Annotated in this window: 9 protein-coding genes; 7 read left to right on the top strand and 2 right to left on the bottom strand. The window is 62.2% G+C overall.

Annotated elements, in window-relative coordinates:
• The first annotated feature begins 77 nt into the window (after positions 1-77).
• The 5 genes from ACODS2_RS12200 (at position 78) to ACODS2_RS12180 (ending at position 11,893) form a co-directional block, all read left to right on the top strand.
• A complete protein-coding gene (locus ACODS2_RS12200) occupies positions 78-632 on the top strand; it encodes a hypothetical protein (RefSeq protein ID WP_488999058.1) in 555 nt (184 codons plus the stop codon).
• Positions 629-6,394, top strand: a complete 5,766-nt coding sequence (locus tag ACODS2_RS12195; protein WP_488999057.1) for a DUF4011 domain-containing protein — start codon at positions 629-631, stop codon at positions 6,392-6,394. Before ACODS2_RS12200 ends, ACODS2_RS12195 begins: the two co-directional genes overlap by 4 nt.
• 263 nt (positions 6,395-6,657) lie before the next feature.
• Positions 6,658-10,668 carry a helix-turn-helix domain-containing protein gene (locus ACODS2_RS12190; RefSeq protein ID WP_488999056.1) on the top strand — a complete coding sequence of 1,337 codons (4,011 nt, stop codon included), beginning with the start codon at positions 6,658-6,660 and terminating at the stop codon, positions 10,666-10,668.
• Positions 10,665-10,976 (top strand): hypothetical protein, encoded by a 312-nt coding sequence (locus tag ACODS2_RS12185; RefSeq protein ID WP_488999055.1) that lies wholly within the window; start codon positions 10,665-10,667, stop codon positions 10,974-10,976. The genes ACODS2_RS12190 and ACODS2_RS12185 overlap by 4 nt, the downstream gene beginning before the upstream one ends.
• Positions 10,973-11,893 (top strand): restriction endonuclease, encoded by a 921-nt coding sequence (locus tag ACODS2_RS12180; protein WP_488999054.1) that lies wholly within the window; start codon positions 10,973-10,975, stop codon positions 11,891-11,893. Before ACODS2_RS12185 ends, ACODS2_RS12180 begins: the two co-directional genes overlap by 4 nt.
• Positions 11,894-12,297: 404 nt before the next feature.
• Here the strand turns inward: ACODS2_RS12180 and ACODS2_RS12175 are convergent, their stop codons facing one another.
• Entirely contained in the window at positions 12,298-17,463 is a 5,166-nt protein-coding gene (locus tag ACODS2_RS12175; protein WP_488999053.1) for an NACHT domain-containing protein, read from the bottom strand.
• A gap of 190 nt (positions 17,464-17,653) precedes the next feature.
• Between ACODS2_RS12175 and ACODS2_RS12170 the strand changes: the two genes are divergently transcribed.
• Together ACODS2_RS12170 and ACODS2_RS12165 are read left to right on the top strand one after the other, a co-directional pair.
• Entirely contained in the window at positions 17,654-22,444 is a 4,791-nt protein-coding gene (locus ACODS2_RS12170) for a hypothetical protein (protein WP_488999052.1), read from the top strand.
• A gap of 322 nt (positions 22,445-22,766) precedes the next feature.
• Entirely contained in the window at positions 22,767-23,408 is a 642-nt protein-coding gene (locus tag ACODS2_RS12165; RefSeq protein ID WP_488999051.1) for a S24 family peptidase, read from the top strand.
• Between the two features lie 10 nt (positions 23,409-23,418).
• Here ACODS2_RS12165 and mobF read toward each other — a convergent pair whose 3' ends face one another.
• Positions 23,419-26,364 carry a MobF family relaxase gene (mobF, locus tag ACODS2_RS12160; RefSeq protein ID WP_488999050.1) on the bottom strand — a complete coding sequence of 982 codons (2,946 nt, stop codon included), beginning with the start codon at positions 26,362-26,364 and terminating at the stop codon, positions 23,419-23,421.
• Positions 26,365-26,385 lie beyond the last annotated feature (21 nt).

Here is a 26,385-nt window from a genome sequence, read left to right as displayed (position 1 = left end):
ATAAACAAAGCCCAATGGGAACTTGAAAACACAGCTCCCCTCTGGAGACCACGGGCGCGTAGATCGACGCATCTGCGATGGACGTCGTGGAACCCCACTTGCCGGACCATTGCGGAGTGCGGGCCTTCTCGAAAGCCGTTGAGCGACAGATGCAGAACTATATGAAATGCATCTGCAACTTAACTGTGTCTCCGTCGCCCCAGCATTCGACATCGGGCGCAAAATCTGGTCCATTAGGCGGCATGACTCCTCAGAATTTCATCTCCAAGTGGCGGAACAACACACTGAAAGAGCGCTCTGCATCGCAGAGCCACTTCAACGACCTGAGCGCGCTGCCCGGCGTGCTCGATCAGATCAGCGCCGATCCCAAGGGTGAATGGTTCGCGTTCGAGAAAGGCGCGCCCAAGATAGCTGGCGGCGCAGGTTGGGCCGACGTTTGGCGCAAGGGCTGCTTCGCTTGGGAGTACAAGGGCCAGCGCAAGGATCTCGAAAAGGCGTTCGCTCACCGCGCACTGGATGAAGCGGTGGCTGATGCGTATGGTTGGGGCTCCGACTTCAAGGCCGGCCAGCTTACCGACGACGACATTCTCAGTCGGCTCTTCCAGATCAACCAGGAGCGATCATCAAAGTGACTGCGTCCAACCGGCCATTGGGCAACAAATCAATCGATGAACTATCCGCTATCGCCGAGCGAAACTGGCAGAACGCGGCTGAGTTGCTCCTTGTACGCTCTGAATTGAACCACAGATTCACAAACGCGGCCAACAAGCTCCGCACTTCTGTCGACACCTGGTTGGATGATCTCAAAAAGCCAACTTACACCAGCCCCGCCGCACAAAGAGCGCGGCCCCAGTCCGAATCCGTTTTGCAGCAAACCCGGGAATGGACGAATGCTGCAATTGCAAAGCTTCGCGCGAAGCTCATCGACCTCTCGCGCAAATCACCGCTGATCTCGTTCAAACATACTTCGCGCAGCGCTTCGCAATTGCGGATCGTCGATGAGCGACCGGACCTGCTCTGGGAGCGACTGAACGAAGGAACCATGGGGTTCGAACCGCTACCCGGCGAGGATCAGACTCCGCCTGACGAGCTAACCGCAGAATTTCAGATCGCCTATGAGCGCGCTCGCCTGACAGATATCGAGTTCCAGAAGGCGACCGAGGACCTTGGGGACAGCGAGAGCGACGTTCAAACCTTGCAAGAGAAGGAACGTGAGCTCCGCTCACGGGTGCGCGTGCAGCTCGGCCTGCCCAAGCTCGCCTATGGCAAAACCCTTGATGTGGCGGCGATCGCCCGCGCCCATGGTTTCGATCCATCTTATGAGCTCAAATTCAGCGATGACGATGGTCGGCAGGATCACCACGAGGATGACAAGATCCGCGTCCTGCTCACACGCAAGGAACTTGAGAAGCGGCTGAAGACGATCTGGGACCGCGCCGGAACGCACATGCGCGAGACGGGCTTGCACACGCTGCATCTCGCCTTGGGTTTCGTGCAGTGGTTCGAAGACGACATCTCGGATGTGGCCATGCATGCGCCGCTTTTGCTGATGCCCGTGACGCTGGACCGAAAAGTGAAGCGGGGGCGGTTCGAGTACACGTTGCGTGCAACCGGCGACGAGCTGGAAGTCAACATAGCCTTGATCGAGAAGGCTCGCACGCACTGGGGCCTGCAACTGCCCGAGTTGCGGCAGGACGAAAGCCCTGAGTCGTATTTCATCCGGACCAAGACCGTGCTTGCGCAGGGCCAGAGGCTGCAATTCAACTGCTTTGCGACTCTCGCAGTCCTACCCCCCATGATCCTTTGGAAGGACCTTGACCCCCAAGCTTGGCCGCAAGACGCGTTCGCCAACCACAGGTTGCTGCCAGGGCTTCTGGGTGCCACAGAGTTCCATCAGTCGGCGGGCAGCGGAAGTGACATCGATATCGATGACCCCGTGAATGCCGACAAGGTGCCCGCGCTGATCACAGATGCAGACGCATCCCAGCACAAGGCCATCATGGACATGGCGGCCGGCCATGACATGGCGATCGAAGGTCCTCCGGGAACGGGCAAATCCCAAACGATCACCAACATGATTGCGACTGCCCTTGCTCAAGGCAAACGCGTTCTCTTTGTGGCGGAAAAGCAGGCAGCGCTTCGGGTGGTCGCAGATCGCCTCCGCGCCGCTGGATTCGGCCCATTGCTTCTTGAGTTGCATGGTGAGCGGGCAATCCGGTCGGAAGTCTACGACAGCGTCAACGAGCGCCTCGACTTCCGCCATCAGCACGACCCCAAGTTTCTCGAGATCAATCGAAAAGATATCCGTCGCCATCGCGACCTTCTGCGACGTTACCTCAGTCTGATCCGCTCACCTCTTGGTGCTCTCAATGTCACCGCCCACGATCTGGCTTGGCGCGAAATTCGCCTACGTTCCCGGTTCACCCACGAGGAAACAGCCGCTTTGGAAGGGCGCTGGTCGCCGAAAGACCCGCGAGCGATCGACCGTTCAACCCTGACAGAGCACCGTGAGGTGCTAGACCAATACGGCGAGGCACTTTCGAAAGCTGGAGTGCAGAGGTCTGTATGGGCAAAGGCGCAGCGGCTCAGTCCGTTCGATCAATCCACTGCGCTGAAGGCGGCAGCAACTGCCGGACAAGCTGCACGGGCGGTAGCGGATGCAGAGCAAAAGCTGGCGGAAATTGGCATCGCACTCCCGCTTCCGAGTGAAGACTATATTTCGGTCAGCCGGCAACTCTCGGCGTTGAAGCCACTTACCTGCAAGGATGAGGCTGTGGTGGCTGCGGCCCTGCACGCACCCGAGGTAGCAGATGATTTGCTTAAACTTCAGGCAAAGTGGGCCAAGTTAAGCCATGCGCTTGCCGCCGACGTGGAACATCCGGAGGACATGGATGCCAGCGTCCTGGCCGATTTGGCTGCAGCGCTCTCGATGGAAGATTGCCCCGATCTCGCCGCCGAAGTTGGCCCGGCGTTGCGAGAGGCGGAAGAGCTAACCAAGCGACTTGCAGCAAACACCAGGGATCTGGAAAGAGTTCTCGACCGGCTTGCCGCAGGCACCAGTGCAACCGTCAAGACTATTGCGGACGTCTGCACCACCACCGCTAAGTTGGCAGAGCTGCCTCCGACAAGCAATACAATGCTACGGCAGGAATTAGCAGACCCGCAGGCGTCGGCGATCGTCGCGATGGCCGAAAAGGAGGCTTTAGAACTGCGTGCCGAGCGGTCAGTACTTCGCGAAACTACCCGGCCAGACGTGTTTGCGGCGGATCCAGGGGTCATCGATGCGACCGCTGACATCCTTGAAGGCACAGGATTCTTCGGACGGTTAGGCGGTCGGTACCGCACCGCTTTCCGTCAGGCAGTGCGGTATCTCGGAGAGGTCAACAATCGCGAAGATGCGGCGACAACGCTGCGCCGCGTTGCGATGCTGCTTCGTGCCACGGCTGCGTTTGAGGAGAAAAGCAAAGCCAAACGCTTGTTCTCAGAGCTTCTCTGGGACGGAATTGACAGCGACTTCAGCTCCCTCCGGCTGGCCTGCGATGCGATTTCCGATGCAGGCAAACGGCTAGCGATGATCGATGAGCTGGGCCTTCTTGGTTGGTGGCTCAATTGTGAGATTACCGAACGCCCTCGCTTTGCGGCAAGCTGTGCGCGGGTGTCCGAAGTTCTGGAGAGCCTGGGAGAAGCTGGCTTTTCCGACGTTTCCTTCGATGAGGTGGCTGAGCTGGCTGAGGAAGACAAGGATGCCTTGGCCAGGCTCTACCAAGCGACAAGCGCTGCAAGGTTGCGCCCTGACTGCCACCTCGTTGGTACCTCCGGAACGATAGCTGACCGGATCGCAGAGCTTCATGCTGTGCGATGCGAGTTCGAGGAAAGGCGACAGGGGTCGGGAAGCCTATTCGGGTGGGTCAAAGGGATTGGCGACGACCTTACCGGGCTGCAGTTGTCTTCCGAAGAACTGGATCGCATTGACGCATCCAAGGGACCGATCGACCTCATCGACCTGTTCGCCGATAGCTCGGCCCCGGCAGAGTTTTCCTCAAAGTTGGTCTCGACGGCAGACGTTGTAGCTGCCTCGCTCGCCGACTGGTCTGCCTGCACGGCTGAATTCGCTTCGCTTGTCGGGTGCCCCCCTCAGACAATGACATTGAGTACCAACTGGAGCTCACTCGCCAGTGATCTCACGTCGGCAAGCACCGACAGAGACGGGGCTAGCTTGGCAGCCGATCTATTGAAATACCGGGCTGCCTTGCTCGAACGAGGCCTCTTGGCTCTGGGTGAGGCAGCTGACGAGGGTCTTGTCGAACCGAGCAAGCTGGCGGATGCCTATGAACTCTTGCTCACATCAAGGCTGTTGCGCAGTTTCCTGGGCAGCGACGGTGAAGAGCTTTCTCGCCTTGGCAGCCTCTCGCTCGAGACCGCTCGCCAGGCGTTTCGAAAGCTCGACAAAGAGCTGCACAAAATGGAAGCTGCGTCGATCGTCGCGAAGCGACTTACTGACTCTGTCCCGCAGGGGAAATCCTACGGTCGGAAATCAGAGTACACCGACTTAGGTCTCATTCTAAGCGAAGTGTCGCTTAAGCGGCCCCGCACGCCCCTTCGTGATGTGGTGCATCGGGCCGGGGCGGCGCTGCAGGCCCTTAAGCCTGTTTGGATGATGTCGCCGACATCGGTTGCTCAATTCATCAAGCCAGGCACCCATTCGTTTGATCTGCTCATCGTCGATGAAGCCTCGCAGATGCGGCCTGAGTTCTCCTTGAGTTGCATTCTACGCGGACAGCAGTTCGTGGTTGTGGGAGACGCGAACCAGCTGCCGCCGAGCGACCACTTCCAAATGGCCGGGGTTATCGATGAGGAAACATCGGATGCAGTAGGCGTAGACGAAGGTACTGAGTCCATCCTCGACCTCGCCAATCAGCGTTTTCGGACAAAGCGCCGGCTGAAATGGCACTATCGATCCCAGCATGAATCGCTGATCCAGTTCTCAAACCGGCAGTTCTATGACCGTGAGCTGGTCGTGTTTCCGAGCCCCTCAGGCAATGATGATGACCTGATGGGGGTCAAATGCATCTTCGTCCCGGCGATCCATTCTGACACCGAGTACGAAGCCTCGATCAACCAACGCGAGGCGGAGGTAACGATCGAGCATGCCTTTGGCCTTATGCAAAGGTACCCAGAGCGATCTATTGGCATCGTCGCAATGAACGCCAAGCAGACCGAGCTGCTGAAGAACGAGTTTGACCGTTTAATCGTCGAAGAAGAGCAGGTTCGCCGGTATGTCGACGCCTTCGCTGGCACGGTCGACGAGTTCTTCATCAAGAACCTCGAGAACGTGCAGGGCGATGAACGAGATATAATCCTGATTTCAACGGTTTATGGCCCAGACAAGACCGGAAAGGTTCGGCAGAACTTCGGCCTCATCAACCGTGAGGTTGGTTGGCGCCGCCTGAACGTATTGGTTACTCGAGCCAAACTGTCATGTCGTCTCATCACTTCGCTTCGACCAGACGACGTGAAGATCATCGATACGTCATCGCGTGGTCTAGTCGCATTCAAGGCCTATCTCACCTATGCCCACAACGGCGCCCAATATGAGGATGCCTCGGGCGGTGAAACGGACAGTGACTTTGAGATCTTCGTGGCTGATGCAATTCGAGATGCCGGGTACGAAGTGATTTACCAGGTGGGCGTGGAGAGATTTCGCATCGACCTCGGTGTAAGGCACCCATCATGCCCGATCGGCTTCATCGCGGGCATCGAATGTGATGGCGCGCCCTATCACTCCGGCTTGAGCGTCCGTGATCGAGACCACATTCGACAGTCGGTCCTCGAGGCGTTGGGCTGGAGAATCTATCGCGTTTGGTCAACGGACTGGTTTTCAGATCCGGCTAGGGAGACCGCCAAACTGCTCACTTGGCTGGACAAAATTCTAGATCAGCTGGTTAGCCAGCTTGGCCCGATCGGAGATAAACCGGGCCTAGCAGCCAAAGCTGCAGAGCCAACCCCATCCATTCTTGAAACCTCTGTTCGCACTGCTGGTGGTGATGACAACGAAGTCATCGACGATGACGCTCAGAATGGTCAAAGCTTGGACGGCAACGTTGCCACAGAACAACGACAGCCAACCGGACGGAAGCTACGCATGGTCGATGAAATTCAACCTTATGAAGCAGTTCCGGGCTTAAAATATGAGCTTTGGCGTGACGAAAACTTTCTGGGCGTGGTAGCCGTCCTCAGGCGAGCTACATCGTCGCCGCGGCTCTACGGCGGCCAAGTTCACGTACCGCAATCAGAATACGAAGGTCGGGTTTTCCTGACCGGTGACCGCTTTATTTCCTACGATCTCTACGCAGCGATCCGCGAGGTAGGGCGACGATCAATTCCTGAAGTTTAACGCTACTATCAGGTCGAAATGAAGAAAATGCGCCCTGGCATTTCGTTTCAGGAGAGGCAGTCAAAAGCCGACATCCGGGAAACGTCCGAGATGCACAGCACAACGGCTGGATCTGGCTCGATGCTGAATGTCGCGAATGCAACGTGAAACCGCATCGCGTCGCGCCTTAGGATCGTGCGGCGTTGTTCGTTCTGATCGATCGGCACAATGCCGCGCACTCTACAGGTGTTTCAATATTTAGACATACAGCTATGATGTGTATCGTGGCCACTCAACCGAAATACGCGGCTCTTGCCAAGTTTATCGTTGACGGGCGCACCAGAGCGAATCTCACCCAAGCCGCGCTGGCAAGCGTGCTCGGTCTCAAGCAACAGTCGGTGAGTCGGTGGGAAGCGGGCACGCACCGACCATCAATTGATCAGATGGCGCCTCTCGCCAACGCGCTCAAACTCGATGAATCGCGGCTAATTCAACTCGGGCAGGCTGAAGCAGTGCCCGCGTTGGCTGTGGCGCCGCTCTTGCCTTTGAGCATGCTGACACCGGAGATGTTTGAACGCTTCATCGGCGATCTCGCGAGCTATCTCTACCCCAATCGCAACACACGCGTGCGCGGCGGCCGCGGTCACGATCAGGGCGGTTGGGACGTTCTCACCATCGGCGACGGCGAAACGATCGGCATTCAGTGTAAGCAGGTCGAGCGCTTCGGTCCTGCCGAAGCCCGACGCGCGATTACCGCGGTCGACCGTCCGGTCGATCGCTCTATTCTTGCGCTCAGCCGCGTCGCTAGCCCTGCCACCGCTGATGCGATGGAGGCTGCCGGCTGGGAAGTTTGGGACCAAGACGATATCTCCCGCAAGGTTCGCAAGCTGCCGGGCGAGCTTCAGGACAATCTCGTCGATATCTTCTTCCGGGGGCAGCGGCTCGCTCTGCTCGGGCGCGACAACCCTGGCCCGTGGGTTAAGGCTGATCGCTTTTTCGCCCCCTTCGGTCAATATGACAGCGCCTTCACGCATAACTGGGAGCTTGTCGGCCGCGAGGGCGACCTTGAGACCCTGAATGCAGGGTTGGAAGGTGAGCAACCGATCGTAATCGTCTCGGGCCCGGGTGGCATGGGCAAATCCCGCCTCATCAAGACAGGCGTTGAGCGTTACGCTGCGGCACATCCGGCAACGCTGGTGCGCTTCCTGTCGCCCGTCAGCGACCCGGACCATCGAGCTCTTGAAGCACTTGGCACCGGTGAGAAGTTGTTGGTGGTCGATGACGCGCATGACCGCGACGGTCTTCTTCTCCTGATCGATTATGTCGCCGACCCCCGCAACAATGCGCGTCTATTGCTTGCCACCCGCCCGTATGCCGAGCAGCGCATTCGGAATGACCTTGCGCGCTTTGCAATCTTCAAACCTGTCGAGATCAGCCTTGGCGTTCTGCCGAAGGCGGCAATGCGTGACCTCGCGGCCCATGCCCTGACCAAATTTGGCGGTGACGAAGGTTGGGCGGATTTGGTCCAGCGTATTGCCGCCGACAATCCGCTCATTGCCGTCATGGCGGCGCGCGTCGTCACCGAGCAGGAGGTGTCCGCCGAAATGGTGCGGAATTCCGACGACATGCGCGCTGTCGTGATCGAGCGATTCACCCAGGTGCTGACCGGGCGGATTGGTCTTCCGGAAGACAGTCGCCTCCTACGCGATATGCTTGGGCTGATCGCGCTCCTCCAGCCGGTTCGAATCGACGATCGCGAGATCGGTCAGCTGCTGGAGACGGTCACGCCACATGCGGCCGATGACGCAACGAGGGCGCTCAAGATGCTCGTTGATGGCGGCGTCCTCTATAAACGGGGCCGCTTCTATCGGCTCATGCCCGACCTGCTGGGCGACTATCTGATCGACGATATCTGCATCCAGCACGACGGGCGGCTCAGCCTCTTCGCCGAACGTGTCATCAATGCTGTCGACGATCGCCTTCTCACGCAGGTGATGGTCAATCTGGGGCGTCTCGATTGGCGCCGGCACGGAGGTGATCCCACCGACAGCAATCTGCTCAATGCCGCTTGGGCACGCTTTCGCGACATCGACCAAGACTGGGATCCTCGTATCGAGGCTGTCCGCGCGGTAGCGATCTATCAGCCGGCGCAAGCGTTACGCTTCGTCACCGACCGGCTCCGTGGCGGTAAGGGCTTCCGTGATGCAGCGCCAATCCTCTCGAATATCGCGCACACCGAGCGCTACCGTCGCGAGGCATTGCAGCTGCTGTGGGAGATGGGACGAACCGATACTCGTGAAACCGGCTCCAACCCGGGTCATCCGATCCGCGCGCTGGCTGAACTTTGTGAGTTTGCCGAGCACAAGCCGCGCGAATTCAACGACGAAATTGCAGCCTTTGCGTTTGGCTTGATGGACGACGATCGGGCTTGGGACGGAGCGCACACGCCGCTCTCGATATTGGCTCCCTTGCTCAAGGGCACGATCGACAAATCGCGAGCAAGCGCGCGGGCGATCATGCTCTCAAGCGCATTCGTGACCTACGAATATGCGCTCCCGCTCCGGCGCGCAGTAATCGACCGAATCGTCACCTTACTAGAGCATGACAATCCGCGCGTTTGCGCAATCGCCGCCCGCTATCTCCATGATGCGCTCAGGATGCCCTACGGCATCGGCAGCATGTCGCTGCCAGAGGATTTGCGCGAACAATATCAGGCAGAGTTCACCGCCACGATCGAGGCTGTCACTGCGATCTTGGATCGCGGGGGCCTATCGGCCACGACGATTCTCGCCGTAACGGATGCTGTCAGCTGGCATGCTCAATATGGCGGCGGAATGCCTGGGGACGCAGCGAACCGCTTCCTCGACGGCCTTCCTAGCGATCTGAGTTTCCGTCTGCGCGCAGCGATGGTCGATCGTGCCCGGTTTGCATTTCGCGGTCAGATCGCCCGTGAGGCGGAAGAGGACGATGTCGAGAAATGGCTGCCGTCGCTCGCGAACGAGCTCAAGGAGACATGGCCAGAGCCCGAAGACTTACTCGATCAGCTGGAGGATGCGCTCGTCGACCTAGCTAGGGCCGGAATCGGCGATGGCTCCGCCTACATGCTGGCCAACACCCTTCTGCAGGAAAATCTACCAATTTCCCGCGCGCTGCTTGTTCGTGCGGCGGTAGATCCCCGATCGCCGTTTCGCAGCTTCGTTTGGGGCGCCATGGCACAGTTGCTCAACCTTGAGCCTGCCGATGGTCGCCGCCAGATCGAGCGATTTCTGGAGCGCGACGTCGACATGGCAGCGCGCGCCGTGGCCGCGCTCGGGTCGCTGACACGGGCTTTCGCCGCGGAAGATCTTCGGTTGCTGCGCCGTGCCGTGTCGAGCGCCGAGGTGGCGGTGTCGCGTTCGGCGCTCGCGGCGCTTCGTTGGTCGAAAAACCTCACCGATCAGCAGGTGAAAGCGATCGCCCTTCTGGCGCCATTCGAGCAACAGCCCGATCTGCTCAGCGAAGTCGCGTCTTTGCTGCTGGAAAGGCGCCGCAAGCTCGTCGCGCTTCTGGACGCGAATGACGTGGAAGAGCTGCTGGCGCGGATGCGCGATATCAAGGATTTCCAGGGGCACTGGGTTGAATCGCTGCTCGGCGAACTTGCCGAGCACTTTCCCGTGCCCTTCGCCGACTTCCTGTTCCAGCGCACTGACCGCGCGCTCGCCGATGAGGAAGGTGACATCAAACTGCTCGGTTACCGCTTCCACGAGGGCAAGCTTGGTTTTCACAAGTCTGCCGACGCAGCGCGGGTGCTTGATCGTGCCTGGGCATGGCTTCGCCAGCATGACGATGACGACGGCTATAATGTCTACCGAGCGGCTGAACTGGTCGCAGGCATGTTCGACATCGACGCCGACCTCGTGGTCGAGTTTCTCGATGGCAAGCTCGACGCGGCAGGGGTTGTCGAACTGAAATGGATCTCGAAGCTGGTGCGCCACACGCATCATCTGTTCGCCTTCAATCAGCGGCGATTTGTCGAACGCTATCTCGACCGGTGTGCCGCAGCTGACAGCGAGGCGTTGAAGTGGGCGATCGACGCACTCGCTGCGGCCGCTATGTCCGGTATGAAATCGGGAACCCGCGGCCAACCTATGCCGCGCGATCTGAAAGCCCGGGATGACGCGCAGGCCGTGCTCAGCACCATGCCTCGTCTCTCACCCGCCTATCCTCTATACGAGGCGATCCTGAAGGATGCGGAGCGCGATATCGCGCAAGCCATACGCGAAGGTCAGGCACTCGACGCCGAGGATGAGGAATGATGGGGCGTCGTGCGCCTGAGCGGCTGCATCAGGAACGCAAGACGTTTAACCAGCTGAAAGCACACGATTCGTTGTGGTTCAAGCTTCGACTGACGACCGGCCTCGTTGCGACTGTCGCGTTGCTGGTCGTGCTGTTCGTGGCGGCGCGGGTCGTTCTCACGCCGCCGCAATATGCCGAGACGACCATCACCCTCGCGGCCGACGCCATTCTCGCTGACATCGCCGGGCTCGCGGGAACGGTGTTCCTGCTCGTGCTGCGCGATGGCAGCGGTCATTTGCGTCCGACCGTCAGGATCAGCGGCAAATGAGCGCACCGTGGCAAGATTTCGAACGGGCTGTCGCCGCCCTATGTCAGGCGCTTGCGCCCGATGCAAAGGTGACACACGACGCTAAGACCTTCGATGTCGATATCGGTTCGCGACGACAGCGTGATGTTTGGATCGAGGCGCTGATCGGCGGCCACTTCCCGGTCAAGATCCTCGTCAGCTGCAAGCGATATGCCCGCAAGGTCACCGTTCAGCAGGTGGATTCCTTCCTTGGCGAGCTTGGCTCTTCCGGCGCGAACATGGGGGTCATTTACAGCGCGTCGGGCTTCACCAAAGATGCGCTCGCCAAGGCGAAAGCTCGGGGCATATCAGCCTGCGTGCTTTTGGCCAATCAGCCCCCGCCGATCCCCGCGGTCCTCCTCATTGACGCCTATTTTCTGGATGAGCGTATTCAACTCGTGGCGACCGGCCTGGCAGGAACGATCGACTGGAAGGCGTTGCTGAATGCGAACACGGTGGTCGACGGCGAGACGCTGCCGGTCCATCGCGCGTTGGCGGCCGCATTCGCCAGCGATTTCCCGGCATTGAAAGAAGCGGTCGGCAAAAAGGCGATTCCGGTCCGCGTGAATATGGTCACTCTCGCCGAGGCCGATGGTGTTGAGCCCGTGCGCGTTGGTGTTCAAAGCCAATGGGCGATCTTCCGTGCGCGCACCGAAGCGTGGCTGGTGAACGGGTCATACAATTTCACCGGCGAAGATTTCAAAGGGAGCGTCGCGACCCCCTCGATCGACACTTGGAGTTCTTATCCAGGGCCTGGCTGGGAGCCGATTACCGAAGACGAAATTGGCACGGGCAACACGATAAAATTCTACCGCTTTTTGCGCGACTGCGGGCCTGCGCTCGCAGCAATGGTTTCGGGCACGCTGGCTTTTTCCGAACACCAAAGTGCCATTAGCTGAGGGGCGCGGATCCGGTTCGCGCGCACGACAGCCGCGAGCTTTCTTGACCGCTTAGACTCTGAACGTCGTTGCGGAGCAAGCCCGTTATGCCCACCCCGGGCAAATGGCCGTTATCTTGAAAACCAACACGGCGGGTGCACGACCGATGTTAGGGCGCCTTGCTGAGCGTCCAGGTCGACGCAACATTTCGGCGGCTTTCGTCGGGATCGTACTTTCAGGACCGTGGACATCTTCTCACGGGACATTCCTGCCGTTCGCGCGCAACATGTCGAACGGTAGGTTTGGCCGAGAGCCAAAGTTCGATGCTTCCATAACCGGCACTCGAATGCGGCCGGAAATGGGCCGAAAGGAGGCTGACAGCTTTCGTTATCCGGTCAACCGAAGCGGACGAGGACAGCCGACTTTCACTCGGGCGGGGTGCGGCGAACGAGCGCCACGGTCGCGGCTTCGGCCGTCGCCGTGACACGCCCCTCCAGATCATGTGCTTCAGCGACACCGACGGCGACCAGTTGCCCCAGCGCCCGATCGATCCGTGCGCGCGCCGGATGCGCTGGCGCGAGCAACCCCGGGTCCTCGACCACCGCCGCCTCGAACCACTGCACGACCTGACGGCCGACGCCCGCTGCGATCCAGAGGTCCGGCGATGTCGTACGGTCAAACCAGGCCTCGGCTGCGTCGAGCAAGAAATCGAGATGCCGCGCGCGCGGCGCAACCAGCAACATGTTCATCGTGCAGCGTGCCACGAACACGGTCTGCCCACCAGGCAACATCGGGCGCAGCACCGGCAGAAAGGGGTCGACCCTGTCGAAAAGGGCGCGCGGCAAATAGCTTTGCGTCCCGTTGATCATACCATAGGTGTTGAACAGCATCTTCGCGATGACGCCGCCGCTCTCCATGTCGATCCGCGCTTCGGCAGGGTCGCGGGCATGCTGCCACCGGTTAAGGGTCATTACACGGCCGATCAGCTTTTCGCGCAGAGCCACCGGTCGCGCCGCCGCACGGCCGTTGTCGTTGAAATAAAGCGCGTCGGCGGCGTGCTGCACCGTTTGCGCAACTTCGCCGAACAGCGCGTCCGGCAGGTCAGTCACGAACGGCAAGTCGGCCGCGAACGCCGCATCGTCCCCGTCGAGCAGCCGCTCGGCGTAGAAGGCATAGTAATGCATATTCCAGTCGTTCGGGTTGCGGCTGACCTCGGCATTTGCCGCATAGCCCAGCCCGTTCATCCGCCCCGTCCACTCTGCATAGGCCGAGACGATCTCCTGCCGCCAGCCGATCGCGCCGGCAGGCGCCGACTGGATCATTGCGAGCCATTTGGCCGCCGCCCGATGATCGGCATGAAGAATCGCTGGCGACGCGTCGATCGCCGTCTCAAGCGCGTTGTCGGCGTCGAACTCCTCTGGCGTGACCGGTCCCGGCACTCGCATCCGGCTAGCCCGGCGCAGGTTTGGACGCTCGTCGGGCCAGGCTGGCCAGTCCGGCTCCGCACCACCGTCAAGCCAAGCCAGCTCAGCCGCCACCGCCGCATCGATCCCGGCGGCACGTTCCGCCTCGAACGCCGCGTGGAGCCCCTCGTCTTCCGGCTCGCAGTTTTTCCAGCGCCCCGTCATGCTGGCAAAAGCCGCGCGCATCATCGCCTTGAAGAGGCGTGGCTCGATCTCGAGGATGCGCTGGACCGCCGCAGCCACCGCGGGGGCCGCCCCCCGATCCTGTCGTGTCGCCAGCGCGACCAACGCATCGCGGTCGGCGGTTTGGCCCTGCCGCGCCCAGAGATGGATCAGCGCCAGGATCGCGATCGCCGGCCGGTTGTAGCGCAGCATGTCGTGCGACCCGCCGCAGCGATCTGATTTCTCCTCAAGCGCGATGGCGATCACTTGCCGGACCCATGCTTCGTTCGCTGCGAGCAGCCCGTCATCACCGTCGCGTGCTACCAGCAGCGCCGTCGTTATCAACCGCGTCGAGCGTGACTGGAGCACGTCGGTATCGCTGCCATCGGGCATGCCGCCCTCGGCAAAGGCGACCGCGTCGCGCGCGGTGTCGGCAGTCGCATAGTCGCCGCCCTCGGCGGCCATCGAAATGCGCGCCTCCATGCCGCTTGCCTGGACCGACACGTCGCGTTTGGCTTCAAGCGCCGCGAAATGCGCGGCCTCGTCCGGCGGCGAGCGATATTCGAGATTGCCGTCGTCCCGCTCGAACCAGTTTGCCCGGGTGAGGAGGTTGAGCGCGTACCGTCCGGCCAGCTCAGGGTCGCTCAACGTCGCGTGCGCGCCATAGGGCTCAAGCTTCTCGACCGCGGCCGCGAGTGCTGTCCGCAACCCGTTGCCGACCGGCTCGTCGGCGAGGAAATTCGGCAGTGTGTCGACCAGCGAATAGCCGCGCGAGGGGCGTGCTCGAAGATCGACCATGCGCACCGGACCCTTAGGCTCTTCCTTCAACCGAAGCGTGTCGAGCCCCGACCCCATCTGATCATGGATCTGCCGAGTGCGATCGTCGGCGAGCAGCTGCGGGCTGGCGAGGAACGGCGCGAGCGGCACGCGCGCAATCGTGCCGTGCGACAGAAGAACATCGATTGCAATCAGCAGAAAGGCGGCGGCACTCCCCTCGGGTCCGAGAATGTCGGCCAACACCGCCTCGACCGGATCGCCGTCATCGAGCCGCTTTTGGCTCCACGCCTCCAGCGCCAAAAGCCCGGAGGCGGCCGCATATTCATTGCCGCGGCCCCGCGACCAGCCATAGCTCGAGGCCCAGGGGAAGAAGCGCGGCCCCTCGCCAAAGTCGACTGCGATACCATCGTTGCCGGGCTCGCGCCCGTTAGTGCGAAACGCGATCGCCTCCTCGACCAGTGCCCGGATCAGCGCCAGTCCTTCAGCCGGCGCGGCATTCAGCAGGTCGAGAAACGGCGGTTGCGAAGGCGACGGCGGCAGATAGTCGCTGTCGGCAAAGCTGAAGGCGCGCTCCATCGTCCGGTCCCGCCCGCGCCGATTGTCCTTCTTCTCGATCAGGCTCGCCTTGACCATCGCCGCGAGCTCGGCCGGCGCGACAGGCGCGATCACACTAGAGAATTGGCGCAAGTCCTTCATCTTATGATGGTCGCCGTCGCTCGTGATCGCGGTAAGATAGGCCTTGAGCGCGTCGGGCGCGAACGATCCGAGCAGCATCGTCATCAGCCGGAGCTTGTCGATCGTCTGCCGCCGTGCGTCGCTCGCCCAGCGTGCGCGACCGTCCATTCCCGGGATCGTGACCGGAGTGTCGCGCAGATCGAGCTGGCAGAGCCAGCCGAACAGCAGCCGGGCGGTGCGCTCGGCGAGCGAGGGGAGCAGCTTGAGGAAGAAGGTCTGGACCTCGACCAGCTCGACCACCGCGCCGATCGCCGACATGGGGATCTCGTCGGCGTGGCCGAGCACCCAGCGTAGCACCAGGACCGACGATCCCGTCACATCGGTCCGGTACGACCGTGGCAGATCGACCTTCGATCCGTCAGGCAGGGTGATGGCGTCTGCCGCCGCCTGCGTCTCGACCGCGACGATTGTGGTGGACAGTTCGGCCAGGAGCGCGCCTCCACCGGCGAGGAGCGAGGCGCTCGCCTTAGCGAGCGCGTCTATGGCGACTTCGGATCGGACAAGGGCAAGGATCGCCTGGCGGCGCCACGACCCGTGCGCGCTCGGCGGCGAGAGATGCGCGAGCAGGTCGAGCCAGGCGCTCGCATCCTTGCCCGTCTCGAGCAGGAGCCGTGCGGCAATCTCGACGCCACGGGCGACGCGCGGCGATACGGGCCCGCTTAGGTCGAAACCGGCCAAGCGGGACGGGTCTTCGACGAGATAGGTTCCGATCGCCCAGTCGCGCAGCACGTCATGGTAAAAATCGATCCGGTCGCGCCTGGCCTCGCGGACCGACTGCACAGCCAGCAGATGGTCCCGGGCCGGCGAATCCTCGGCGAGATCGATCCCGGCCTCGCCCTTGAGCGCGGCGGTCGCCAGCGCCTCGAGGATGCGCTGCGCTGCGCGCACCTCGGCCGCAGACGCGCCATCGGCACTGGTCCACCACAGCTGGGCGAGCTCGGCCTCGGTACGCACCGACGCGGCGCTCGGCTCGCGGAGTAGGCGCGACAGGCGGTAGAGATTGCGCGCAAGCTGGGCTGCGGGATGGCTTGCATCGAGCAGCATGCCGAGTTCGGGCGCCTGGCCGACCAAGATCGCGACTTCCTCGTCCGACAGCGCCCCGACCTCAACCGCATGCAGCCCGCCAAGCGCGGTCGCAATTCCAGCGTCGAGCCAAGGAATGGCGTCGCTGGCGCTGCCCCGCCGTGCGGTCGCGATCACCGTGAAACCGGGAATGGCGGAAGCTGCCCGCAGCAACTCGCTGATCGTGCGCTGGCGCCCCGCATCGTCAATCATGTCGATGCCATCGATGAAGAGATAGGCTCCGCCGCTAGCCGCCAGATCGGTCAGGAAGGCGTCGGCCGATCCGGGAATACCGAGCGCGTTCGCCAAGTAGAGCCAGCCGCTCGGCGGTGTCGCCTCACGGTCGAGGACGATGATCGGCGCGCGCGCGGCGACGCGCTCGGCATAGTGGCGCAGCACCCAGGACTTGCCGACACCGGTATCGCCGCGCACGACGATGAAGCGCTGCGTCTCCGCCGCCTCGTCGAGCGCCGCGACCGCAATTAGCCGCGGCAACGTCACGCCCGCGACGCTCGTCCCGATCTGCGCGAGGGTGTTATGCGCGAGTTCGGCGAGCCGCGCACGTGCCGGGCCATACTCGCGTTCACCGGCGAGCTTGAATTCGGCCTCGGCGAGATTGGCCTTGAGCGCGGCAGCGTCGATTTCGCCACCCCGCGTGCCTGTCTGGATGGAGAGATCGACCAGCCGGCTCCACAGCGCCTCGGCGCGTGCGACTTGCTCGTCGGCCAGCGCCATCCGCGCAAGCGCCAGACCATAGGTGCGCGCGATCGGCGCAGTTGCCTCGAAATCGAATTCGAGGATCAGCATTCGGCGGAGCAGCCGCCAGATCGCCTCATCCTCGTCGGCGACACCGCCCGCGACCAGATGCGCGCGCGTTGTCGCGACGAACGCGCGCATGTCGTCGTTCGCCACGCCCTTGGCGCCCAGCCGAGTGAAGAACTCGTGCGCTGTTTCCGCGTTGCGCGCCCAGCCCAGCACATCCTGATAGGCGCCAGAAATCTTGCGGCTAGTCCGCTGCGTGGCGATCCCGAACAGATGGCGCTCCGCAGGCACGTTGCCGATCGTGCTGCTGGCGATCTGATGGGCGACGTCCTTGTAGACCGCGTCCTTTGGAGAAAACTGGATGTCGCGCTTCGACTGGATTTCGAGCAGCGCATCCCCTCTGGCGCCGATGCCCTTTATGATGAGGTCATCGAGCTTGAAACCTTGCTCGACGCCCTGGAAGCGCACGCTGGTGACGCGCGAATCGGGCAGCCCCGGCGCCCTATTGCCGGTCAGGAGTGCCAGCAGATAGAGCGCGCCGAGCTCGCCCTCGATATAGGCGCCGGCCGCACCGCGCGATGCCGGGCTTGAGCCATGCTCGGTGTCGATACTGGTCCTCTCTTCTGCCATCCCCCAGATGTGCGCACGATCGCTCGCGCGTTCAAGTGAAACGCGCAATAGCGAGGATCGCGATTGCAACGACGCGGACCGATCATGTTTAAGCGGCGGTCACTGTTCGAAAACGATGACTCGCGGAAAACACACTGGACTAAGCTGTGCGCCGATGTGAGGAAGTTAGCCTCAAAGAGTGGGCAATGTAGTGGATTTTTTAGACAAGCAAATCGCACCACCGCGCAACTGGGAGACGTTCGAAGATCTTTGCCGCGCCTTATTTGCAGCTGTCTTCAAAAATCCCCTCGCTTCGAAACACGGTCGCCGGGGACAGCCCCAGCATGGTGTTGACGTCTTTGTCGAGCTCTTGGATCAGCCCGGTAGCTGGGTTGGCGTTCAGTGCAAGGGCAAGGATCTCGGATACGGATCCAAAGCCACCAAGGCCGAGTTTGATGCGGAGCTTGTTAAGGCTGGCAATTTTCAACCGGACCTATCCCGTTGGATTTTTGTCACCACCGCGCCCGACGACGCCAGACTTCAGGAACATGCGCGAAAGACAAGCACGGCACGGGTTGCTGTTGGGCAGTTCCCGGTGGAAGTCCTGGGATGGGGTTCGCTGCTGGCGCTTATCGCGCAGCACGACCCCGTCATCCGGCAATTCTACCCTGAGCAGGCCCCGGCGGCACAGGATGACCTCGCGCGGGTCGCGACGGTCGGGGACGCCGCGCTGGCCAGCATTGACGACACGCTCCGGCTTGGCTCAACCGAGATCACCATAGAGCGGCCCGAGATTTGGAAGCGCGCGAGTGAGGCCTTTGCCAAGGAACGCGTTGTCCGGCTGACGGGCGACGGCGGCACGGGCAAGTCCGCGATCCTGAAGCGTCTCGCGCAGGCCTTCGATGGGCCGCGCATCGTGCTCAAGGACAATCGCGTGTCCGCGACCAGCCTTGTCCAGCATTGCTCGCAACTCGGCGTCGATAGCGACCCGGCGGAATTGCTCGACCTGGCCATTAGCGATGGCGAAGCACTGTGCGTGATCGATGGCGCCGATCGCTTGCTGATGTCCGCCGGACGTGGGGTCGTCCTCGATCTCTTCCGCGCAATAGCCGGTTCTAAAAAACGCGATCAGTGGCGGATCATTACCAGCGCCCGCTCTTACCAGGATCGAGACTTGGTCGCCGACGCGCTCGTCGAAGCCGGGATCACCGAGACTGGAACCTCAATCGCCATCGAGGGTATCACCGATGCGGATACCGAACTGCTGGCCGCAGCGTTTCCAAGCTTTGCACCGCTATTGGCGCGTCGTGACTTGGGCCGCCAGAATCGTTCGCTCTTCCTAATCCGGGAACTCCTCAAGCGGGGGACACCACCGGCTGAGACTTGGACCGAGCTCGACATCGCCGACGCTTGGGCGTCTGGGGAGGCGCGGCGAAGCAGGGCGCTGGCCGAGATCGGAGCGGCGCTCGTCTCGGCACCAGCCCGGCTCCCTGGCCGATCCGAGATTGATCCGGACGGGCTGCAGGCGCTGATCGACGAAGGCACGGTACTTCAGCTTCCGAACCGCGATGCGTTTCGCCTCGTCCATGACGTCCATGAGGACTGGCTGCTCGCCCGGCACCTCAACGCTCGGCGCTATGAACTCCCCGCCATCCTTCGCGCCGCCGATCAACCGCTCTGGTGGCTCCGCGCCGTCAGATTGAGTGCTCAGCTTCTGTTAGAGCAGGGCGATGTCGCGGGATGGGGAGCAATGCTCGCAAACCTCGACGCGGTAGAAGGACTGGACCCATCCTGGGGCCGTGCGGTGCTAGCGGCACCGCTTTATTCGGAACGCTCCCACGAAATATTGTCGCGACTATCCGACAGCCTCCTGGCGGATGGTGCTGGCCTATTGCTGAGGATGCTCGACACGCTGATCGTCTTCGAGTCGCGCCTCGACGATCGGATGTTTGCCGTCCTTGCTGATAGGGATGAGGCGACCCGCTACGCTATGGCGGCCTACTGGCGGCAGCCCCATCTCAGGAGCTGGGCTCCGTTCCTTCGGTGGTCGCTGCCGCGCTGGCGGGACTGGCCAGAAAAGCTCGTCCCGCGCCTCTCGGAGGTCGCGGCTATTTTCGCTCGGGCTACGGCCGACGTCCCCAACGGCTTGTCTGAAAGCCTCGCGAAGATCGTGCATGTATGGCTGATCGAGATCGAAGACGCATGTTACGTCGAGAAGTTTGACGATCGCCGAGAGCCGTTCGGGGTGAAGCTCGAACACTATCGCGGCTGGGAGAAGGTCGAGGACCGCCTCCGTGAAGTGCTCGTCGCATGTGTTGAGTCCTCGCCCTCGACGGTCGATGCCTATCTGCGGCGCCTCACAACCGGAAGGGGTCTCGGGCGTCCGCGAACGGACTTCATCGAGTCGCATGGTAGAGTTCCGGCAAAGCTCCCGCAGGCATGGGCCGACCTTTGCCTGCGTCAATTCCTCCCCCGCCGGCGCCGTGCACGCCGCGATGGCCTGTTTGGCCGGGAGTTATTCCAATGGCACGATTATGAGCGAGCCGGTCTCGGCAGCGACCAAGGCATGTCGCCCTCCTCGGCCTTGCGGGCGGGCCTCGATCAGCTGTTCGAAGCGGATCCGGCACAGGCACTTCGCCTTTTCCATGCGCTCGAGCGGCGCGCGAGCGTGCATTGGCGGTGGCATTCCAAATGCTACGACAATAGACGACCGCGGCCCCTCGTCGTCGACCTGGGCCACCGCAAGGTCACGCTTTGGGGCGACGATCCGGTCTATCGCTGGTCGCGCGGCATTCTCGGATCGAACATTTTGGGATCGGTATATCTCGCACTCGACGACTGGCTTGGCCGCCAGGCCGAAGCTGGCCGCCCCGTTGCCGAGCTGATCGATCTGGTGCTCCAGGACCAAGGCCTTGTCGCCACCGCGGCGCCCTTGATCGCGATTGTGGGCGAGCAAGTGAACACGGCAGGCGCCATCGACTTCGCGGGTCCCTTCCTCGCACTCCCCCGCCTTTGGGAATATGATATCCGCCGGCACATCGACGACCAAGGGGGAGCGCACCGGATCGGGGTATTCTCGTCCGAGAATATCCATTTTCAGGCGAACGAGCGCAATCATCAGCGCCACATGAAGCGCAGTCCGCTCCACCATGCTCTGCTTCTGCCGTTCCGGCTGATGGCCGGCGGCGAGGTGCGCCAGCGCTTCGATGCCACGCGGCTCGCCTGGACCGCCTATGATCTCGCCAGCTTCGAGGACGAGTTGGATAACCAAGCGCTCGTATCGGAGCGGACCGCGCAAATCGAACGATACCGGTCGGATAGCGATCCCGGGCAACTCGTCTTCGAAGAAGCCGATCAAGGTGTGAAGGTCAGCATTTCCCCACCCGAAGAAACGCTGCCCGAGATAGAAGCGATGGGCAAGGCCAACCGCTTGCTCCGCGAGGCCACCGCGCTTGCGAACTGGATTCGCGCCACTCGCGAACAGCGAAGCCTCTCGCAGGCCATACCCATTGCCGACGCGATCGAGCGCGCAACCCGACTCGCCGCCTCGCTCGAGGAAGCCGATAATGCTCATCTGGATCTTGCGCGCAGGTTTGGCGGCGCGGCCATCGTCGGCACGGCAGCAGTTGCTGCAAGGCATTTGAGCGAAGCGGAACTGGCCACCCGTCGCGCCTGGATCGAGCACTGGCTTTTGCTCGGAGCATCGGGGGGCGAGCGTGAGGATGTCGACGACTATGCGATATTGTTCGACGACTTTCAGGTCTTGGCCGCATGGGGCTTGGCAAGCCTGGCGAGCCGAGGGCCTGCGAACGCGACCATCGACGTCCAAGTCACTTCCCTTGCACTGCACCGCGTGCACGCGATCGCCCAAGGGGCTCTTGAAGGACTGCAATGGTCGCTGCGCCCCGATTTCGTGCGGGCGCTGCACATCGCCGCGCTCGACACTTGCGTCGTCAATATAGGCTGGTGGTGGCGCGGCGACCGGCAACGCGACAAGGCGAAGCGCGAAAATGCCCGGGAGCGCAGGCGAGCGATGCGCTGGGCGCTTGATTCTCATGGGGTTCGCGCGCCACTGCTGCCTCCCTCCCCCGATAGCTGGAAATGGGTCTGGACCGGCAAATGGCCGCGCCCGCTGCAACGGCTCTATATGCCGGCCAAACGCGTCCTGAGCTGGGGCCGGGCGTTGGCGCTGACCAAGGGTCTCGACTGGGCCCGCCTCACCGATGGCGGCAAGCACCACGCGCTATTTTCGACCTATCTGACCAAGCTTGTCGAATGGACACGCGCCTATTCGGAGGACACCAATCGGCAAGATCGCCAGTTTCCCTATGAATGGGGTCACGGGCTCGCCAAGGAACTGGGCCGGTTCACGGCCGCCCATGGCGGCGGGGATGAATGGAAGGCGTTGATCGCATTTTCCCGTCACGACCGGCCCGAAGATCTGGTCGGCGAGTATCTCGAAGGTGCGATGGCATCCCTTGTGGAAAGCGGCGAACGGCCTGACCCCGGCTTCTGGTTAAGCTGGCAGCCTGCCGCGGACTGGATGCTAGAGCACGCGATTCCAAAGCGTCGCGGTCGGCACGATCACCTGTCGCAAGGCGCCGGGGCTGCGGGTTTCGTCGGGCCTTATTACACACCATTGCCCCCGGACTGGCCCCATCTGGAGGATGTGCTCGGCGCGGTCGATCGTTGGGCTCGCGCGACCGCGCATCTGCCAGCGGGCGCCTATTCTGTGATCCAGATCGTCGAACGCATGAGCCCCGACCAGCGGGTGCGCTGGTTCCTGCCATGGCTGGCGCATTGGACCCAGCTCCACGGGTCCGATGAGAGCTTCTGGTCGTATAACGGGTTGGCGAACAAGGCGGCCGTCTTGCTCAAGCCTCTTTCCGACTCGAGTAATGATGTACGCACCCGGGGGCGCGCGGTCCTCGCCATTTTAGCGGACTCCGGATCGACCGCAGCTAGAGAAGTGGTAGCGGCGTTTGCTACACGGCGAGATTAGACCCATCTCAGACCACTCCGGCGGCAGCTAGATCAGCTCATCGAACCACAAATCTTAGGGCGCTTTGTTGCAAGGCGGTTTCGCGCCGACCGAACAGCCGGTTTTAGAATAAGTCGTTATTGAAGGCCTATAGGGTGAACGGCGCATTTTAGTCGCTAGCCAGCTGCTGTTTCCTGGCAGCCACGCCCCGTTCTCTGCAGCCCGGAGTATCACAATCCATACCGCTTCAGATGCATTCGCGCAGCCTAAGTTCGCTTTTTGTTCTTGTTAAGGATGTTTCCTAGCGCTAGGATCATATCCTAGAATCGCAGGAACAGAGACCATGGACGATCCCCGCACAACGCTCGACGAGCTGATCCACCAGCGCGGCGTCAACTACTCGGCTGTCTCCCGCCTGCTGGGTCGCAACGTGTCCTACATCCAGCAGTATCTGCGCAAGGGCAGCCCGCGCCATCTGGACGAGCAGGACCGCCAGATCCTGGCGCAGTTCTTCGGTGTGGACGAAACTGTCCTCGGCGGCCCGGTCGCGCGGCATACTCCGGTCATCCAGCTCGTCCAGATCCCGGTACTCGATGTCGAGGCATCTGCGGGCCACGGTGCTCTAGCCGGCGCAGAAAGCCAGGCTGGCCAGTTCGGGTTTGACGAGAAGTGGCTGCGGAAACTGACCCAGGCCAAGCCCACGAACCTCTCGATCATCAAGGTGACCGGCGACTCGATGGAGCCGACACTGCACGATGGGGACGAGGTCCTTGTCGACGTATCGGACGAGCAGACCAAGCTGCGCGACGGGATCTACGTACTGCGCATGGACGGCGCTCTCAACGTCAAGCGGATCGCGATCGAGCCCCAGGGCCGGAAAATTTCGGTGGTCAGCGACAATGCGGCCTATCCCAGCTGGCAGGGGCTGGACCGCCGCTCGGTGAACATCGTTGGCCGTGTGCTCTGGTTCGGCCGCAAAGTCTGATCCCGCCCGTTCAGATCCCCATCTCGAACGGCTTGACCATCGCTTTCTCGCGCTCAGGCGGTTCCTTGAGCACGGGAGGCTCGCTCGGCAGCGCTGCCTCGGACTTCCCTCTCGCAAGACCGGAAGCGGCCGCCTCGCGCAGCAGGCCAACGGTTTCGAGGGCAGAACGCTTCATGCCCGTGTTGCGAGCGATGGCCGCGCCAAGCCGCGAGGCATCATTGACGAAGAGGGTTAGCCCATCCCGCAGGCGGGTGACGGTCACGAGGAAAGTTTGCTGGTTCGAGAGATTGCGTTCGCGGCTGTCCATCACCGCGATGCCGCGGTCTGACGTGAGCCCCTGCGCCATATGGGCATTGAGCGCATAAGCCAGATCAAGCCGCTTCAGCATCGGATCGCTGGCCGGCAGATCATGCGCAATGCCCGTCGAGGTCACCAGCGATACTGTATCCCGGCCGATCGCGGTGATACGCGCTTGGTCGGCATTGATGAGCCCTCGTCTGTGGTCGGTCTCAGTCCAGCGAATGCGGTCTCCGGTATGGAGGTCCAGGCGCTTGACTTCGAACAGCCGTAGCGGATCGTAGTCACCATTGGGACGAAGGCGATCGACCTTCAGCACTGTGTGCTTCCCGCCTTCACCCTCCAAGGTCACCGACCCCCGCTGCCGGTCACTCTCGATGACCGTGTATGTCCCCTTCCCTAGCTTTTGCGCCCGATTGTCGCGGTCGAATACGGCGACCATCCCCGGGCGATAGCTGGATGCATAGCGCAGCTCCTCGCGCGTTGTGTTGACGCGTGAGAGCACGTCCAGCCTCAGTGCCGTCTGACCCAGTTCGCCGTTGGCCTTTAGCCCGGTCTGAACAGCGGCATTGACCTCGCTGCGCAGAGCACGGCCAGAGGCATAGATCGCAGTTCGCTCGCGCTCGACAGGCGCAAGCGAGAGCCACGCCGCCGCCGCCTCGATCGCTGCCCCTTCACCGACCTCGACGACATTCTTGCCGAGGTGCCGTAGCGCGTCATCGATCCGCCCGCCCTGAGCTGCCTGCTGCGCAGCACGCAAGGCCTTGGTGCGGGCGCGGATGTTGGCATCCATCGTCGCTGTTTCGATGCCGGAGCGCTGCATGACATCGAAGGGCTTGCCCGCATCGACTGCACCCAGTTGCTTGCGGTCGCCGATGCTGGCGAAGCGGTCGACACCGAGAAGATTGGCGAGAAGGACCAGCTTTTCCTTGTCGGCATTGCCGACCATAGAGGCCTCGTCGAGCAGAATCACGGCGCCTTTCATATCCGCCCGGGCCTCGGCGAGACGGGCTGGATCACCACCCTCCAGCAGGTCCTGATAGCGGCGCAGAAACCGCGCAACTGTCATCGACGGGATGCCGGTGTCGCGCTCGAGCATCTGCACCAGAGTGTTCTGCACGGCGAGGCCCAGCACCACCCTGCCCTCCTCGCGCAGGATGTCGGCCACAGGCTTGAGCACCGTACTCTTGCCGGCGCCGGCGACGCCCTGAATCGCAACAATCCGGTTGGTCGAACCCAGCAGCAGACGTCCGGCAGCCTCCTGCCCGGCATTGAGCTTGATGCCATACCGCATCTGCGAGAGGCTCTGCAGCTGCGCACCGGCCGCATCGGCGGTGATGATCGGCGATACCTTCCCCCTCCCCTCATCCACGGCGGCCACGATGCGCTGCTCGGATGCGACCGCGTCTTTCGTGGTCAGCATGCCCTGGTTGACCCCGCTGCCGCGTTGCAGTGCACCTTGCCGGACCAGCTGCTGCACCCGCTGCTCGATGGCCGGCAAGGCTGCGGGAAGGCCAAAACCCAGCGCTGCACGGTAGAGATCGACTTTCGAGAACGCCGCTTCGCGCTCGGCGAGATGCCGCACCGCGGACGCCACAGCGTGGGCTGCCGCGACCTGTTCGGGCGACCGCTTGGCGAGATCCCGAGGCATCAGCGGATCGCCTTCCCTGAACCCAAAGCGCTCGGCGAGCGAGGCCACAAGGTCCTGCGCTCTGGTAACGGTCCCGCGCACGATCGAGGTCAGCTTGCCGACTTCGCCAAGGCCCTGGGCCGCGCGCGCATTCGCTCTCGCCATGACCGCAGTAGGATCGAAGCCGATGGATCGGGCCTTTTCCTTCCAAGCGCTCACCAGCGCGGAACGGTCTTCCACCGTACTCTTTTCCGAGCGGGTCATGAGGTTCGCGGCGCTGCGCGCGGCGAGGCTGCGCGAGGCCATCCCCTCCAGTTGGCCGAGGATTTCTGCGCGGCGCGAGCTGAAGGCATCGCGTACGGATTTCGGCACGCCGACCGCTTCGAAGTTGCCGTGCTTGCCGATCTCGCCAACCTCATAGCCGAGGCGCTCGACCGAGATCCGGAAGCGGGCCATCGTCATGGCGTTGAGTAGGGTATTGTGCTCCCACAGCTTGTCATTGCGCAGGGCGCGCCATTTGCCGTCCGGACCCTGCGTCGCATTGGCGACCACCGCGTGAATGTGGGCATTAGGTTCCTGATTGCGGTTGGTATCGTGCATGAAGAGGGCGACGGTGAGGTTGCCTGTGGCGACGGCCTTGTCCTTGCCCCTCACCTCGATCCGGGTCTCGGCAAGGTTGCGTTCGGCCCACGCGAGCGTCTCTTTGACCGCCTCGGTATAGGCCTCAAGGATGCGCTGGTCGCCGCCCACGAGGGCGAGCAGCGACCAGCTCTTGGGCATCGAGAAGGTTAGGTCGGTCCCTGCCCGATGTTCGCGCTTGTCGGTGCCAAGGCGGGTTCCATCGGGCAGAAACCCCTTGAGAATGGCCTCAAAGGTTTTGGCATCGACTTCACCCGACAGCCCGAGCTTGTCCGCGCCCTTACCGAACCATTCGCCCGAACGATCGGCATCAGCGCGGGTGTAGTAGTTGTCGGCGGCGAAGTAGCGGGCGGCCCCGCCGGCGGTGCGGACATTGGCAACGGAAAGCATGGGCAAGGACCCCGATCAGAG

The sequence above is a fragment of the Novosphingobium sp. FG137 genome, from assembly GCF_057809735.1.
This window is presented reverse-complemented; position numbering and strand designations above follow the sequence as displayed.